This window comes from Magnetospira thiophila (genome assembly GCF_054657015.1).
The window spans coordinates 1305706-1320080 of the sequence record NZ_BAAHXF010000001.1; the positions used below are offsets into that span (position 1 = coordinate 1305706).

16 protein-coding genes are annotated in these 14375 nt (G+C 60.0%); 10 read left to right on the top strand and 6 right to left on the bottom strand.

From position 1 onward, the window contains the following. Positions 1 to 28 precede the first annotated feature (28 nt). From ACYQ1P_RS06395 to ACYQ1P_RS06405, 3 genes are read left to right on the top strand one after another with little or no spacing between them, the layout of a single operon-like run. On the top strand, positions 29 to 2059 hold the full coding sequence (locus ACYQ1P_RS06395; protein WP_460019512.1) for a thioredoxin domain-containing protein: 2031 nt from the start codon (positions 29 to 31) through the stop codon (positions 2057 to 2059). Between the two features lie 10 nt (positions 2060 to 2069). Further along, complete coding sequence (locus ACYQ1P_RS06400) at positions 2070 to 2525, top strand: methylated-DNA--[protein]-cysteine S-methyltransferase (protein ID WP_460019513.1); 456 nt, start codon at positions 2070 to 2072, stop codon at positions 2523 to 2525. Between the two features lie 24 nt (positions 2526 to 2549). Further along, complete coding sequence (locus ACYQ1P_RS06405) at positions 2550 to 3524, top strand: quinone oxidoreductase family protein (protein WP_460019514.1); 975 nt, start codon at positions 2550 to 2552, stop codon at positions 3522 to 3524. Here ACYQ1P_RS06405 and ACYQ1P_RS06410 read toward each other — a convergent pair. After that, on the bottom strand, positions 3521 to 4522 hold the full coding sequence (locus ACYQ1P_RS06410; RefSeq protein ID WP_460019515.1) for an alpha/beta fold hydrolase: 1002 nt from the start codon (positions 4520 to 4522) through the stop codon (positions 3521 to 3523). The two genes, ACYQ1P_RS06405 and ACYQ1P_RS06410, sit on opposite strands and share 4 nt — an antisense overlap. 140 nt (positions 4523 to 4662) lie before the next feature. On the opposite strand from ACYQ1P_RS06410, the gene ACYQ1P_RS06415 reads away from it, so the two are divergent. After that, positions 4663 to 4971 carry a winged helix-turn-helix transcriptional regulator gene (locus tag ACYQ1P_RS06415; protein ID WP_460019516.1) on the top strand — a complete coding sequence of 103 codons (309 nt, stop codon included), beginning with the start codon at positions 4663 to 4665 and terminating at the stop codon, positions 4969 to 4971. On the opposite strand, the gene ACYQ1P_RS06420 is transcribed toward ACYQ1P_RS06415, so the two are convergent. From ACYQ1P_RS06420 to hemE, 5 genes are all read right to left on the bottom strand, one after another. After that, entirely contained in the window at positions 4916 to 6280 is a 1365-nt protein-coding gene (locus ACYQ1P_RS06420) for a methyltransferase domain-containing protein (protein ID WP_460019517.1), read from the bottom strand. The two genes, ACYQ1P_RS06415 and ACYQ1P_RS06420, sit on opposite strands and share 56 nt — an antisense overlap. A gap of 12 nt (positions 6281 to 6292) precedes the next feature. Beyond that, entirely contained in the window at positions 6293 to 7549 is a 1257-nt protein-coding gene (rho, locus tag ACYQ1P_RS06425) for a transcription termination factor Rho (RefSeq protein WP_460019518.1), read from the bottom strand. Between the two features lie 272 nt (positions 7550 to 7821). Beyond that, the gene (gene hemJ / locus ACYQ1P_RS06430) at positions 7822 to 8277 is read right to left on the bottom strand and encodes a protoporphyrinogen oxidase HemJ (protein WP_460019519.1); all 456 of its coding nucleotides are present in this window, start codon (positions 8275 to 8277) and stop codon (positions 7822 to 7824) included. Between the two features lie 3 nt (positions 8278 to 8280). Next, positions 8281 to 9318 (bottom strand): ferrochelatase, encoded by a 1038-nt coding sequence (gene hemH / locus ACYQ1P_RS06435; RefSeq protein WP_460019520.1) that lies wholly within the window; start codon positions 9316 to 9318, stop codon positions 8281 to 8283. Between the two features lie 18 nt (positions 9319 to 9336). Further along, positions 9337 to 10377 (bottom strand): uroporphyrinogen decarboxylase, encoded by a 1041-nt coding sequence (gene hemE / locus ACYQ1P_RS06440; protein WP_460019521.1) that lies wholly within the window; start codon positions 10375 to 10377, stop codon positions 9337 to 9339. Here hemE and ACYQ1P_RS06445 point away from each other — a divergent pair. The 6 genes from ACYQ1P_RS06445 (at position 10376) to dnaQ (ending at position 14331) form a co-directional block, all read left to right on the top strand. Next, positions 10376 to 10612: a hypothetical protein gene (locus ACYQ1P_RS06445; RefSeq protein ID WP_460019522.1), complete on the top strand. Its 237-nt coding sequence runs from the start codon at positions 10376 to 10378 to the stop codon at positions 10610 to 10612. The genes hemE and ACYQ1P_RS06445 overlap by 2 nt on opposite strands. A gap of 163 nt (positions 10613 to 10775) precedes the next feature. Next, positions 10776 to 11615: a pyruvate, water dikinase regulatory protein gene (locus tag ACYQ1P_RS06450; protein ID WP_460019523.1), complete on the top strand. Its 840-nt coding sequence runs from the start codon at positions 10776 to 10778 to the stop codon at positions 11613 to 11615. Then, positions 11612 to 12220: a Maf family protein gene (locus tag ACYQ1P_RS06455; protein ID WP_460019524.1), complete on the top strand. Its 609-nt coding sequence runs from the start codon at positions 11612 to 11614 to the stop codon at positions 12218 to 12220. The genes ACYQ1P_RS06450 and ACYQ1P_RS06455 overlap by 4 nt, the downstream gene beginning before the upstream one ends. Continuing rightward, positions 12217 to 13059: a shikimate dehydrogenase gene (locus ACYQ1P_RS06460; RefSeq protein ID WP_460019525.1), complete on the top strand. Its 843-nt coding sequence runs from the start codon at positions 12217 to 12219 to the stop codon at positions 13057 to 13059. Before ACYQ1P_RS06455 ends, ACYQ1P_RS06460 begins: the two co-directional genes overlap by 4 nt. Next, positions 13056 to 13661, top strand: coding sequence for a dephospho-CoA kinase (coaE, locus tag ACYQ1P_RS06465; protein ID WP_460019526.1), 606 nt, complete (start codon positions 13056 to 13058; stop codon positions 13659 to 13661). The genes ACYQ1P_RS06460 and coaE overlap by 4 nt, the downstream gene beginning before the upstream one ends. Further along, complete coding sequence (gene dnaQ / locus ACYQ1P_RS06470) at positions 13654 to 14331, top strand: DNA polymerase III subunit epsilon (protein ID WP_460019527.1); 678 nt, start codon at positions 13654 to 13656, stop codon at positions 14329 to 14331. Before coaE ends, dnaQ begins: the two co-directional genes overlap by 8 nt. Positions 14332 to 14375 lie beyond the last annotated feature (44 nt).

The window sequence follows — 14375 nt, forward strand, 5'->3', positions numbered from 1 at the left end:
CCTTTTCTTTCATAAATACGTGGACAACATGACCAAAAATCTTCTGGCCCGTGAAACCAGCCCCTACCTTTTGCAGCACAAGGATAATCCGGTGCATTGGCAACCCTGGGGAGAAGCGGCGCTCCAGATGGCCCGGCAGAATAACAAGCCGGTACTGCTATCCATCGGATATGCGGCCTGTCACTGGTGCCATGTGATGGCCCACGAAAGTTTCGAATCGGCCCCCATAGCCGATTTGATGAACAAACTGTTCGTCAATATCAAGGTGGATCGGGAAGAGCGCCCGGATGTGGATTCGGTCTATCAGACCGCCTTGCAGCTCATGGGACAACAAGGCGGGTGGCCGCTGACCATGTTTTTGACGCCCGACGGTGCGCCGTTCTGGGGCGGCACCTATTTTCCGCCGGAACCGCGCTGGGGTCGGCAGGGGTTTCCGCAGGTCCTGCAATCCCTGTCCGAGGCCTATCATACCCAGACGTCCAAGGTGCTGGAGAACGTCACATCCCTGCGCGCCGCCCTGGATCAGGCGACCAACGAGGCCGGTTCCGGCCAGGGCGGCGGCGAGCCGGTGTCGCCCGATTCCCTCGATTTCATCGCCCAGGCGCTGCTGCGCATGATTGATCCGGTCCATGGCGGCCTGCAAGGGGCACCGAAATTTCCGCAACCGACTCTGTTCCGTTTCGTCTGGAATTCCTATCACCGTACCCGCTCCACCCTGTACAAACAGGCGGTGACCACGACCCTGGACCGCATCTGTCAGGGCGGCATCTATGATCATCTGGGCGGCGGCTTCGCCCGCTACTCGACCGATGAAGCCTGGTTGGCGCCGCATTTCGAGAAAATGCTCTATGACAACGCCCAGCTCGTCGACCTGCTGACCACGGTTTGGCAGGAAACAGGCAGCGATCTTTATGCCCAGCGAATTGCCGAAACGGTGGACTGGCTGCTGCGGGAAATGGTGATTTCCGACGGCGATGATTTCGCCTTTGCCGGAACCCTGGACGCCGACAGCGAAGGCGAGGAAGGCAAATTCTATGTCTGGGACTCCCGCCAGATCGACCAACTGCTGAAAGACGACGCCCCCCTGTTCAAGGAAAACTACGGGGTTTCCGAATCAGGCAACTGGGAAGGCACCAACATTCTCAACCGCAGCGCCGACCTGGAACTGAAAACCCCGGTCATGGAGGCGCGACTGGCTGAAAACCGCGCTCAGTTGCGGGCCGTGCGCGATCGGCGTCCCCGTCCGGGCCGCGACGACAAGATCCTCGCCGATTGGAACGGTCTGGCCATTGCCGCGCTGGCCCATGCGGGGGTGGTCTTCGGACGGCCGGACTGGCTGCAAGCCGCCGAAACCGTCTATGCCTTCATTCTGCGCCATCTGGTTATCGAGGACCGTTTGCGCCATACCTGGAAAGACGGAAAAGCGCCGCATCCGGCGGTGCTGGACGATTACGCGCAGATGATCCGCGCCGCCCTGACCCTCTATGAAACCACCGGCAAGGCCGACTATCTCGCGCAAGCGACCCAATGGCTGGAGACCGTGGAAACCTATCATAGGGTCGGGCCGGTGTTCGCCCTGTCGGCTTCGGATACCACCGATCTGATTGCCCGTCCGCGACCGATTTTCGATAACGTCACTCCCTCCGGCAACGGTGCCATGGCAGAAAATTACGCCCGCTTATACCTGCTCACCGGCAACGAGGCCTATGCCGAGGCTGCCGAATCGCTGATCCGCGCGATCACCAACGGCCCCCGGGACAGGCTGGTCAATCAACCGGTCACCCTGGGAGCGCTGGATTTGTTGCATCGGGGTGCCCAGGTGGTGGTGATCGCCGAGGAATCCCAGGGCACGGCCTTGCGGGACAGCGCCTTCCGGGCGGCCCATCCGCATCGGGTGTTTCAACGCATCGACCCGGGCCGCGCCCTGCCGGAGGATCATCCGGCCCATGGCAAAACCCAGGTGGAGAATCAGCCGACCGCCTATGTCTGCGTCGGTCGCACCTGTGGCCTGCCGCTGACCGATCCGAAAGCCTTGAGCGAAGCCCTCGCCCGGTTGTAGACTGGCCCCTATGGCTCATTTGTCCCTGCATAGTCCGGTCGGTCCGCTGACCCTGTTCGAGGAAAACGGTTTCCTGGTCGCCCTGGAATGGGGCCGGGCGCCGGAGGCCGACGCCGCATCGCCGGTGCTGGACGAGGCCAAGCGCCAACTGGATGCCTATTTCGATGGCGATTTGCAAGTTTTTGACCTGCCGCTGTTGCCCCAGGGCACGCCGTTTCAACAACGGGTCTGGGCTGAAATGAAGCTGATTCCGTTTGGTGAGTTACGGACCTACGGAGATCTGGCCCGAGTCACCGGCTCCGGTCCAAGGGCAATCGGCGGGGCCTGTGGCCGCAATCCGTTGCCCATCCTGATTCCCTGCCATCGGGTGACCGGGGCCAACGGGGCCCTGACCGGTTATTCCGGGGGCGAGGGTCTGGAGACCAAGCGCCGCCTGTTGGCCCTCGAAGGCCGAATCCTTTCCTGAATCCCGCCCCAAGGAGATCCACCCATGACCAAGGCCATTCGCATTCACCAAACCGGCGGCCCGGAGGTCATGGTATGGGAAGACATCCAGGTCGGCGATCCGGGACCGGGCCAGGTGCGGCTGCGCAATACCGCCGTTGGGGTCAATTTCATTGATGTGTATCACCGCACTGGGCTCTATCCGCTGGATATGCCTGCGGTCCTGGGCATGGAAGGCGCGGGCGTCATCGAGGCGCTGGGGGACGGTGTCGAGGGCTTCCAACTGGGCCAGCGGGTCGCCTACAACGGCCATCCTGCGGGGGCCTATGCGGAACAACGGCTCTATCCGGCGGACCGTCTGGTGCCTCTGCCCGACAGCATCGACGACCGCCAGGCCGCCGCCATGATGCTGAAGGGCATGACCGCCCATTACCTGTTGCGGCGCAGCTACGAAGTGCAGGCGGGCGATACCATCCTGCTGCACGCGGCGGCGGGTGGCGTCGGCCAAATCGCCTGCCAATGGGCCAAGCATTTGGGGGCAACGGTCATCGGCACCGTCGGTTCGGAAGAAAAAGCCGCCATTGCCAAGGCCCGAGGCTGCGACCATACCATTCTCTACGAGCACGAAAATTTCGTCGATCGGGTCAAGGAAATCACCGACGGCGAAGGGGTGGCGGCGGTCTACGATTCCATCGGCAAGGACACTTTCCAGGATTCGCTGAATTGCCTACGCCGTTTGGGGACCATGGTTTCCTACGGCAACGCCTCGGGACCAGTCCCCCCGTTCGAACCGGCGTTGCTGGCACAGAAAGGCTCGTTGTTTTTCACCCGGCCCATATTGTTCCATTACATCACCACCCGCGAGGAACTGATGGCGACGGCCGAGGAACTGTTCGAGGTGGTGGCCGACGGCACGGTGAAAATCGACATCGGCCAGACCTTCCCCCTGGCCGACGCGGCGCTGGCCCATCAGGCCTTGGAAGCCCGCAGGACCACCGGCTCGACGGTGTTGCTGCCTTAATCGGCAGGCTGTAGCACGAACCGATTACTTTCCGGCTCGAAAGTGCGGCCCTTGATTTGTTGCGCCCGGGTCCCGTCGAGCACTTGGCGCATGTCCGAGATGACATCCGGATGGTACTGATAATAGGAATGCTGCTTGATCCGTTCGGCCAATTGCGGAAAATGGCCCGAGGAAACGGATTCCGAACAATCCACCAATTGCACCTTGACCGGCACCTGATGGGGCAGTCGCGGGCCGTCGTGACCCAATCGCTCCGGATTGTCCTTCGTCTTGTCGGAGATCCACATGGCCCGGTCATGGTTATTGAAATAGACCGTGACCCGCCGGGCCAGCCGGGGAAGAGAACGCAGCTTGAATTCATGTTCAAAGGCATCGTCATCTTCGTCGGCGGCCATTAACAGCACCTGATCGAAGATGCGAGTCGCCGCATCGCCCACCTGCGGAATCATTTGCACAGCATGGCGCAAGACGTAGTTGCCCATGCTGTGGGCGATGAGATGAAGGTGATGGTTGCAATAATCCGTCTCGATCAAAGACCCCAGAAAGTCGCGCGCCTTGTGAAATCCACGGGCGAAGGACTGGGCCGAGGCCTTGGCGTCGATCCGATCGGAGTGATAGCTCTGAAGGGGGATGGACAGGCCATCCGAGGGCCAGGAAAAAACCAGCACATTGACGTTTTCTTCGCCCATGTTTTTGCGGATTTGCGCGCCATCGCGTAGGGCTTCGTGGAAACTGGTATTGAACCCATGAATGAAAACAATGGTATCCCTTTGTTTCTCAGCCATTTTATTCTTCAGGGCATTGAAAATCTGGAGGCTGCCAAACACCTGCCGGTTCATGTTTTCCGGGGCCACCTCCAAGGTAACCTCTTCGCCCTCGACCGTCGCCCGGCCAAAGCGCAAATTGGCCAGACCGTCGGGGCCAAAATGAGACCCGAAGTCGGTGGGATTGTTTTTCCTGTTGGGATTCCTGTTAGTCGCGAAATAGACTGTCGTCATCACATGCCTCCATCCCATAGCATGTCATAATTGTATATGGTGACGCGGGATGTGCAAGATGTATTACGCCCTATCATTGTATGCATGGGGCTTCGCGCCACGAGACTTGCAAAATGAAAGTATTGGCGGTTTGATGGGACATGCGCTCGATATGCCCGCTCGCCACCGCTCTTGACCTGTTCGGGGATCGTTGGACCCTGCTGGTTCTGCGCGACATGATGTTCGCCAACAAGCAGACCTATGGAGCCTTCCTGAACGCACCGGAAGGCATCGCCAGCAACATCCTGGCCGACCGCCTGCGCAAGTTGACCGAGGCCGGACTGATTGCCAGGCAGGGCACGGAATATGGTCTCACTTCCAAGGGCTGGACCCTGGAACCGGTGATTCGCGGGATTATGCGCTGGGGGCTGCGGGAATTGCCGGGGACCGAGGTTTCATCGCCTCCATGACCAGCAACGGCCCGTCGGCAGGGAGAGACTCTTCCACCCCACACAATTCCGGGTCGTCGCTATGCCCCGGATCAACTCGGCATAGGGCCTCGAATCCCGCTTGAAACAGCCGTTTTTGTAAGGTTTCGGGACTATAGAGAAAGCGCCGACCCTGATCATAAAACAACCCGTTAAGCCGTTCGGCACGACCTTCACCGCCTTGATGGATCGCCGTCTCCAGGTCCTGAGTGGCCAGGCGCAGTTTTCCGCCCGGTTTGAGAATGCGGAAACATTCGCCCAGAAAACGTTGACCCTGATCCGCCGTCAGCCGCTCAATCAGACAAGTCGCCGCCACATAGTCGAGCAGATTGTCCGACAGCGGCAACGGGCGCGCCGGATCGACCACCATCACGTCTGGAGATGTGGGCAGGCGATTGCAATTGATCCATCCGGAGAGCGGCGCGCCGGGGGTGCGTAGACTGCATTTATGCGGACCGGGCGCCGCCAGATAGGCCCGGACCATTTGCTGGGTGCGGGCCACCGGGACATTCAGCGCGCCCGGTGGTTGCTGGGGGAGGGCGTTGCGTTGCTCAAGCAAGGCGTAACGTGCCCTATTGGCCCCCCGATCAGCCTGCATCCAATAATAGAGCGTCGGCCGCCCAGTCCATGCCACAGAATAATAGGCGCGCAATGCCTTGAAAATAGAATGATCCTGCCCGGTGCCATCGGCCGAAATAGGCACCGACCATAGATGCAGCGCCGCCAGACAACGCCGCCGGTCGATCATCATACAATTGGTATCAACGAAGCCGCCCTGTTTCGACAGATAGATCCCCCGCCCCGGTCCGGCGGATTCGAAATCATCGACACAAAGCACCCGGTCCTCCACCGGATCGACGAACCAGCGCAGGGTATAGGCCCAATCGAAACCGTCAATGGCCTGCAGCAGGCGGGACAGGTGGTCGGGGGCCATCCAGTTGTCTGAGTCGAGAAAAATCAACCGCTCCGCATTGGCCAGAAAACAAAGGGCCGAACGCAGATAGCCGCCGTAACAGGAACGGGCGGTGCCGCCGTGGGAAATGGAGGTGGAATAGCCCATGTCGAGCCAACTCACGGCCATGCGCGGCGGGCAATCCTGCTCAATGATATCACGCAACCCAGGATCACCCCGGGGCATATCGACAGCGATGAGAATCTGGACCCGTCCGGGGAAATCCTGCGCATAGACCGAGCGCACCGCCTGAAGCAACGAAGGCTCCAAAACGGTGGTCATCAACACCGCCACGTCGAAAGGCTCTTGCAGCGCCGGGTCGCGGCCCTCAGGAACCATCGACACAACCCGTTAGCTGTTCATGGCCTCAAAGAAGCTGTCGTTGGTCTTGGCGTGTTTGAGCTTGTCGAGCAGGAATTCCATGGCATCGGTGGTGCCCATGGGCATCAAAATGCGACGCAGCACCCACATCTTCGACAGGGTGCCCTTGTCCACCAGCAGTTCCTCCTTACGGGTGCCCGACTTGGTAATGTCGATGGCCGGGAAGGTCCGCTTGTCGGACAGCTTGCGGTCGAGGATGATTTCCGAATTGCCGGTGCCCTTGAATTCCTCGAAAATCACTTCGTCCATGCGCGAGCCGGTATCCACCAGGGCGGTGGCGATGATGGTCAGGCTGCCGCCTTCCTCGATATTGCGCGCCGCGCCGAAAAACCGCTTGGGCCGTTGCAGGGCATTGGCGTCCACACCGCCGGTCAGCACCTTGCCGGAGCTTGGCACCACGGTGTTGTAGGCGCGCGCCAGACGGGTGATGGAATCGAGCAGGATCACCACGTCGCGCTTGTGTTCGACCAGCCGCTTGGCCTTTTCGATGACCATTTCAGCCACCTGGACATGACGGGACGCCGGTTCATCGAAGGTCGAGGACACCACCTCACCCTTGACCGAGCGGGCCATGTCGGTGACTTCCTCGGGCCGTTCGTCGATCAGCAACACGATCAAATAGCATTCCGGATGGCTGATGGAGATGGAATGGGCGATGTTTTGCAGCATCACCGTCTTGCCGGTGCGCGGCGGGGCGACCACCAGGGCGCGCTGCCCCTTGCCAACCGGAGAAATCAGGTCGATCACCCGGGCCGTGGTGTCCTTGGCCGTCGGATCGGGATTTTCCAGCTTCAGCCGCTGGGTCGGATAGAGCGGCGTCAGGTTGTCGAAATTGATGCGATGACGCACCGCTGCCGGATCCTCGAAATTGATGTCGTTGACCTTGAGCAGGGCGAAATAGCGCTCGCCATCCTTGGGCGAACGGATCTGGCCTTCCACCGTGTCGCCGGTGCGCAGGCTGAACCGCCGCACCTGGCTCGGGGAGACATAGATGTCGTCCGGTCCCGGCAGATAGTTGGCTTCCGGCGAACGCAGAAACCCGAAGCCGTCCTGCAACACCTCCAGAACCCCCGATCCAAAGATCGCCACATCGTTTTCCGCCAATTGCTTGAGAATGGCGAACATCATGTCCTGCTTGCGCAGGGTGGAGGCGTTTTCGATGCTCAGCTCCTCGGCGAAGGCGAGCAGCTCGGTGGGGGACTTTTCTTTGAGTTCTTGGAGATTCATTGGGACATGTCACAGATAGTGGGAGGGGAATGTTCGGGAGGGCGGATTTTTTTGGAGTCCTGAAGGCTTCCGGCATAAACCGAAATATGACAGGCACACGACTGACGATGAGGCCTTAGGACAAAATCCGTTATATTAAATTGGAGGCAAAACCCCGCGTGGAAAAATAAGCTGTGCGGGATCTGTTTCACAAATACCCAAGGGAGAACGTCAAGTCAAACGGGATTTTATGAAATCCTGTGCAAAAGCATGGCTACATCAACAAAAAACCGTCATTCCCAAGGTTTGACGACCACCATGATGACCAGAACGATCATCAGCAGGGTCGGCACTTCATTGGCCACCCGATAGAATTTATGGGAACGTCGATTGCGCCCCGCTAGAAAGTCCTGCCGCCATTTCATGTTCAGAAAGTGCATGATGAACAGGCCGGTGACGCAAACCAACTTGATCCATAGCCAAACGCTCAACCAGGCGTCTTCGGAAAGATTGCCCAATAATATCAAGCCGAAAAAGAGTGAAAGTACAGCCGCCGGATTCATGATGGCGCGCAGCAAACGCCGCTCCATGACCTTGAAGGTCTCGCCGGTCGGAGAATTTTCCGGTTCCTGGGCATGGTACACATAGAGCCGGGGCAGGTAGAAATGCCCGGCCATCCAGGCCATGACGCAAATGATATGCAGGGCCTTGGTCCACAGCCAAAGTTCACCACTCAGATCCCACAGCATCGGCTATTTCCCCTTGTCGCGCGGGCAGTCGACCAGTCCGGCAGCGCAGACCCGTCCTCCGGTGCCGCTATCGAGCGCCCGGTCTCCGGTCCGGCAGCGCTGCACCACATCCCGCAATCCCTGGATGAAGGCCTCGTGGGTGCCCACGGCGGGCACCCGCACATAACCCGGTACGCCCAATGCCTCGGCCGTCTCGCGATATTCGATATCCAATTCGACCAAAGTTTCCGAATGTTCGGAAACGAAAGCAATGGGCACGATCACCACCCCCACCCGGTCGCGGGCCGCCCGTTCAAGTTCCATCTCGGTGGAGGGACCAATCCATTCCAAACGACCGACCCGGCTCTGGTAACAGGTCGCCCAATCCAGATCGGCCACGCCCAATGCGGCGACCACGGCGGCACAGGTCTGTTCCACCTGCCATTGATAGGGGTCCCCGGCCTCGACGATCTTTTTCGGCAGTCCGTGGGCCGAAAACAACAATCGTTGTTTGACATGATTATCAGACTGTTGGAGTCCCTTTCGGGTCAAATCGGCAACCGCCTCGATCCAGCCCGCTTGCAGCGGATAGCAACAGACGGCACGGGTCGGCTTGTTCAGCCCCGCCGCCCGCGCCGCTCGATGCCAATCCTCCAGGGAAGAACCGCTGGTGGTGGTGGAAAACTGCGGATAGAGGGGCAGTAAAACGATTTCATCCGGATCGAAATCTTTCACCTCGTAGGCCACTTCGTCACTCATGGGATGCCAATAGCGCATGGCGATAAACACCCGAGCTTCATCGGTTTTGCAGAGTTGTTCGCGCAAAGCCTCGGCCTGGGCGCGGGTCAAATCGAGCAACGGCGATTTGCCGCCCAGATGTTCGTAAATAGTCTTGGCTACCGGGGCTCGCTTGCGGGAAATGAAGTGGGCCAACAGCCAGCGGATCGGTGCCGGAGCCCTGATGATCGCCGGATCATTGAACAGATTGAACAAAAAAGGCCGAATCGCCTCTGGGCGGTCCGGTCCTCCGAGATTGAAAAAAACGACGGCCAAACGGGCCACGACACCTGCTCCCGCGCGTCAGCCGCGCTGTTGAATGATTTCGGTCAGCCGGGCCACATGTTCCGGCGGCGTCTGCGGGACAATGCCATGACCCAGATTGAAAATGAACGGTCCCTGTCCCAACACATCAAGAATATGGTTCAGTTCCTGTTCCATGGCGGTGCCACCCGCCACCAGCAACATATTGTCCATGTTGCCTTGCAGGGTGCAATGGGGTTGTAGCGTCTCCGCCGCCCAAGTCACTGGAATGGTCGAATCCAGACTGACCCCATCTACCCCGGTTTCGCGCACGAAATCCACATATTGGAGCCCGGCCCCGCGCGGGAAGCCGATGATCGGCACATCCGGACAGGCCGCCTTGACCCGCTGAACCAGCGTGATGGTCGGCTCGATGACCCAGCGCCGGAATTCCGACGGCGGCAGGACCCCGGCCCAGCTATCGAATAATTGCAGGATTTCGGCACCGTTCTTTACCTGCTCGATCAGATAGAGCGCGGTGGCCTCGACCAGCAGGTCAATCAATTTGCTGAACGTTTGCGGGTCCCCATAGGCCCAGGAACGGGTGATCGGATAGTCCTTGGAGCCCTTGCCCTCGACCATGTAGGTGGCCACCGTCCAAGGCGCGCCAGCGAACCCGATCAATGCCGTGGTCTCCGGAATCTCATGCGACAACCGGCGCACGGTTTCGAAAATCGGCGCCATATGATCGAGCAACCCATCCAGACTGAGGGCTTGCAATTCAGCCGCCGAGCGGATCGGCTGCAACACCGGCCCTTCCCCCTCGCGGAATTCCACTTTCTGACCCAGGGCATCGGGGATGACCAGAATATCGCTGAACAGGATGGCCGCATCCATGCCGTAGCGGCGCAGGGGTTGCAAGGTGACTTCCACCGCCAAATCCGGCGAATGGCAGAATTCCAGGAAGTTGCGGGCATTTTTGCGCACGGCCCGATATTCGGCCAGATAACGTCCGGCCTGACGCATCAACCAGAACGGCGGACGAGACAGGGTCTCTCCGGCCAGGGCACGAAGCATGGTTTTATCGGATGACTGGATCATGGGCGGGAAACATCTCCTTTTTTCATCCCCCACCCATACTATTTTAATTTTAAAGATAAAAGAGGCTGTTGTAGTGGTTGGGGGGTGGAATGCTGTGGATCATTGGTCCCAGCGCTTTTATCCACACGGCTATTCAGGGGCTGGAATTTCTGTCCGCGAGGGGGCGGATCTTTTGCAACAAAATCTTCTAAAACCAACGACAGACAGAGAAATAATTGCTATACCCAAGCTGTGAATCAAATGCATGAAATTCCAGATCCGGTCAGGGATCGGAGTTTTCCCAAATCACTGAATAAATCTGTTCCTCGGTGGATAATGGGGGATGGTATAATCGGTGAGCGGGGATCGAATAAGGCATCCCGGCAAAGAATCCGGGTTGTCCACAATCAGGTGAGGGAATGGTGGATAACGTCGATACCGTCAAAGAGCTGCATCTGCATCTGGTTTCCGATGCCAGTGGTGAGACCGTCTTAGGGGTGGCTCGGGTATGTCTGCTACAGTTTGAAGGCTTTGAAACCGTAGAGCATCTTTCACCTCTGATCCGTCATATCAAGGACGTGGACAAGGTACTGGACCGGATCAGCCGCTATCCCGGCCTGTGCATTTTCACCCTGGTCAATCCGGAAATCCGGGAAGCTCTGGAAAAGGGCTGTGCCGAATTGGGCGTGCCCAGCGTGCCGGTGCTGGATCCCATTCTCGGAGCCATTGCCAATTATGTGGATGTGCCCATGCGCGGTCGTCCGGGGCGCCATCATGGCATGAATTCGGAATATTTCAGCCGCATCGACGCCATGCATTTCGTTATGGCTCACGATGACGGCCAATCCACTCGTGGTCTGGCGGAAGCGGACGTAGTGCTGCTCGGCGTGTCGCGCACCTCAAAAACCCCGACCTGTATTTATTTGGCCAATCGAGGCGTTAAGGCGGCAAATTTTCCCATCGTTCCCGGCTGTGCCCTGCCCGATGAAATGCTGACTCTGAAAGGTCCGTTGGTGGTCTGTCTGACCAAGGACGCCAAGCTGTTGGCGCAAATTCGGCGCAATCGGCTGCGGTTGCTGGGTCAGGAGGATCACACGGATTACACGGACCTGGATCGGGTCGAAGAGGAAGTCAACATGGCCAAACGCCTGGCCTCCCGCAATGGCTGGCACATTATCGACGTGACCCGCCGCTCGATCGAGGAAACGGCAGCACAAATCATCCGGCTGATCGCTGATCGCGAGGAAAAAAACGTATGATCCGCCAAGGCCAACGGCTGATTCTGGCCTCGGCCAGTCGGTCGCGGGCGGACATTCTCACCGGGGCCGGAATTCCCCATGCCGTTCATCCCGCTGATCTGGATGAAACGCCGATCAAAATAGCCTGTAAGAAAGACGGACAATCCGCCCTGCAAACCGCAGCCGCTCTGGCCGAAGCCAAGGCGATGAGTGTTTCCGAATTGCACCCGGGGGCCTGGATCGTCGGAGCCGATCAGATGCTGCGCTGTGAGGATCGTTGGCTGGACAAGCCGCGAACCCCTGCCGAGGCGCGGGACCATCTGCAATTCCTGCGCGGCCGAACCCATCATCTGGAAACCGCCCTGTGTCTGGCCCGCGATGATCGGGTACGATGGGCGCATCAGGACACCGTGAGCCTGACCATGCGCCATTTCAGCGATGCTTTTATTGATGATTATCTGGAAGCCGTGGGGGAAGACGTGACCACCACAGTCGGCTGCTATCGCCTGGAAGGTCTGGGCACTCATTTGTTTTCCAACATCGAAGGGGATTATTTCACCATACTCGGGTTGTCCTTGTTGCCGTTGCTGGAAAAGCTGCGCGACCTCGGCGTGGTGCGCGGATGATCAGCGGTCGGGCGAAACTGGCCGGGGTGATGGGATGGCCGGTGGGTCATTCCCTGTCACCGCGTCTGCATGGCTACTGGCTGCGTCAACGGGGGATCGACGGGGCCTATGTGCCGTTGGCGGTACGTCCCGAGGACTGCGCCCAGGTTCTGCGCGACCTGCCGCGCATGGGCTTTAGGGGCTGCAATGTCACGGTGCCGCACAAGGAAACGGCGCTGGCCACGGTCGATGATCTGGATGAACAGGCCCGCCGCATCGGGGCCGTCAATACGGTGGTGGTGGGCGACGACGGACGGCTGCTCGGCCGCAACACCGATGCCTATGGCTTCATGGCCAATCTGCAAGCGGCTATGCCGAAGTGGTCAGCGGCCCATGGCCCGGCGGTGGTGCTCGGGGCCGGGGGCGCGGCACGGGCGGTCTGTGTCGGGCTGCTCGATGCCGGATGCCCGGAAATCCGCCTGAGCAATCGCACTCGTGCCCGTGCCGAGTCTCTGGTCACCGCCCTGGACGGGCCGATCCAGGTTGTCGATTGGCCGGATCGTCACGTTGCCCTGGACGGGGCCGCGCTGCTGGTCAATACCACCACCCTCGGCATGACCGGACAGCCGCCCTTGGAAATCTCCCTCGATGCCCTGCCCAACACGGCACTGGTGACCGATATCGTCTATAGTCCGCTGCACACGGATTTGCTGAAACAAGCGGCCCGGCGCGGCAATCCCTGGGTGGATGGGCTGGGCATGTTGCTGCATCAGGCGGTCCCCGGCTTCGAGGCCTGGTTCGGCCAGCGCCCGCAAGTCACCGAGGATCTGCGGCGTTTCATGTTGGAGGCGGTGGCGTGATCGTTCTGGGGCTGACCGGCTCCATCGGCATGGGCAAAAGCACGGCGGCGGCGGATTTCCGGCGGCTCGGGGTGCCGGTGCATGATGCCGACGCTGTGGTGCATGGGCTGCTCGGTCCCGGCGGGGCGGCGCTGGCAGAACTGAGCAAGCTGTTTCCGGAAGTGGTCGGACCGCAAGGAGTGGATCGTCAGGCGCTGGGAGCGCGGGTGTTTCATGAGTCCACGGCGCTGAAAAAGCTGGAAGGCGTGCTGCATCCTCTGGTGCGGATTGAGGAACGACGCTTCCTGCGCCAACAGGCCTGCCGCCGGGCACCGCTGGTGGTGCTTGATATTCCGTTGTTGTTCGAGACCGGCGGCGAGACCCGTTGCGACGCGGTGGCCGTGGTCAGTGCGCCGCCCTGGGTGCAGGCCCGCCGGGTATTGGCCCGGCCCGGCATGACGCGCGCCAAGTTCAGGGCGATCCTGGCGCGCCAGATGGCGGATCGGGAAAAGCGGCGGCGGGCCGATTATGTGATCCCCACCGGCCTGGGTCGGCGTTATAGTCTGCGTCACATTCAAGGGATCATCGCCGACCTCGTGCCAAGGAGCCCCGGCCATGCGTGAAATCGTCCTGGATACGGAAACCACTGGCCTGAACCCCAAGACCGGCGACCGGGTGGTCGAGATCGGCTGTGTGGAACTGGTCAACCATCTGCCCACCGGCCAGACCTATCACCAATATATCAACCCGCAACGGGACATGCCGGAGGAAGCCTTCAGGGTGCATGGCCTGTCGCAGGAATTTCTGGCCGATTTTCCGGTTTTCGCCGATGTGGCGGCGGCTTTTCTGGATTTTATCGGCGACGATCCGCTGATCATCCATAACGCCCAATTCGATATGGGCTTTCTGAATGCCGAACTGACGTTATGCGGTCGGCCACCCCTGTCCCCGGAGCGGGCGGTGGATACGGTGCCCCTGGCGCGACGCAAGTTTCCCGGGGCGCAGGCCAATCTGGACGCCCTGTGTCGCCGGTTCAACATCGACAATACCAACCGCACCCTGCACGGGGCGTTGCTGGATTCCCAATTGCTGGCCGAGGTCTATCTGGAACTGATCGGCGGACGGCAGCCGGGGCTGCTGATCGAGGGCCACAAGGGTCCGGCAGTCTCCCAGGACGCCCAGGCCGCATCCGGCCCGGCCCGCACGGCCCGCCACTTCGCGCCGAGCGCCGAGGAACTGGCCGCCCACGCGGAATTCCTCGGCAAACTCAAAGAACCGATCTGGCTGCGTTAGTTTGTGATGCAGCCATCTGCATCACTTGATCCCCTCGCCGGGCG

Excerpts from the sequence above, each read along its gene's own strand:
- ACYQ1P_RS06395 (WP_460019512.1), top strand. The coding sequence starts at position 29 with ATGACCAAAAATCTTCTGGCCCGTGAAACCAGCCCCTACCTTTTGCAG.
- ACYQ1P_RS06400 (WP_460019513.1), top strand. The coding sequence starts at position 2,070 with ATGGCTCATTTGTCCCTGCATAGTCCGGTCGGTCCGCTGACCCTGTTC.
- ACYQ1P_RS06405 (WP_460019514.1), top strand. The coding sequence starts at position 2,550 with ATGACCAAGGCCATTCGCATTCACCAAACCGGCGGCCCGGAGGTCATG.
- ACYQ1P_RS06410 (WP_460019515.1), bottom strand. The coding sequence starts at position 4,522 with ATGACGACAGTCTATTTCGCGACTAACAGGAATCCCAACAGGAAAAAC.
- ACYQ1P_RS06415 (WP_460019516.1), top strand. The coding sequence starts at position 4,663 with ATGCGCTCGATATGCCCGCTCGCCACCGCTCTTGACCTGTTCGGGGAT.
- ACYQ1P_RS06420 (WP_460019517.1), bottom strand. The coding sequence starts at position 6,280 with ATGGTTCCTGAGGGCCGCGACCCGGCGCTGCAAGAGCCTTTCGACGTG.
- rho (WP_460019518.1), bottom strand. The coding sequence starts at position 7,549 with ATGAATCTCCAAGAACTCAAAGAAAAGTCCCCCACCGAGCTGCTCGCC.
- hemJ (WP_460019519.1), bottom strand. The coding sequence starts at position 8,277 with ATGCTGTGGGATCTGAGTGGTGAACTTTGGCTGTGGACCAAGGCCCTG.
- ACYQ1P_RS06445 (WP_460019522.1), top strand. The coding sequence starts at position 10,376 with ATGGGCGGGAAACATCTCCTTTTTTCATCCCCCACCCATACTATTTTA.
- hemE (WP_460019521.1), bottom strand. The coding sequence starts at position 10,377 with ATGATCCAGTCATCCGATAAAACCATGCTTCGTGCCCTGGCCGGAGAG.
- ACYQ1P_RS06450 (WP_460019523.1), top strand. The coding sequence starts at position 10,776 with ATGGTGGATAACGTCGATACCGTCAAAGAGCTGCATCTGCATCTGGTT.
- ACYQ1P_RS06455 (WP_460019524.1), top strand. The coding sequence starts at position 11,612 with ATGATCCGCCAAGGCCAACGGCTGATTCTGGCCTCGGCCAGTCGGTCG.
- ACYQ1P_RS06460 (WP_460019525.1), top strand. The coding sequence starts at position 12,217 with ATGATCAGCGGTCGGGCGAAACTGGCCGGGGTGATGGGATGGCCGGTG.
- dnaQ (WP_460019527.1), top strand. The coding sequence starts at position 13,654 with ATGCGTGAAATCGTCCTGGATACGGAAACCACTGGCCTGAACCCCAAG.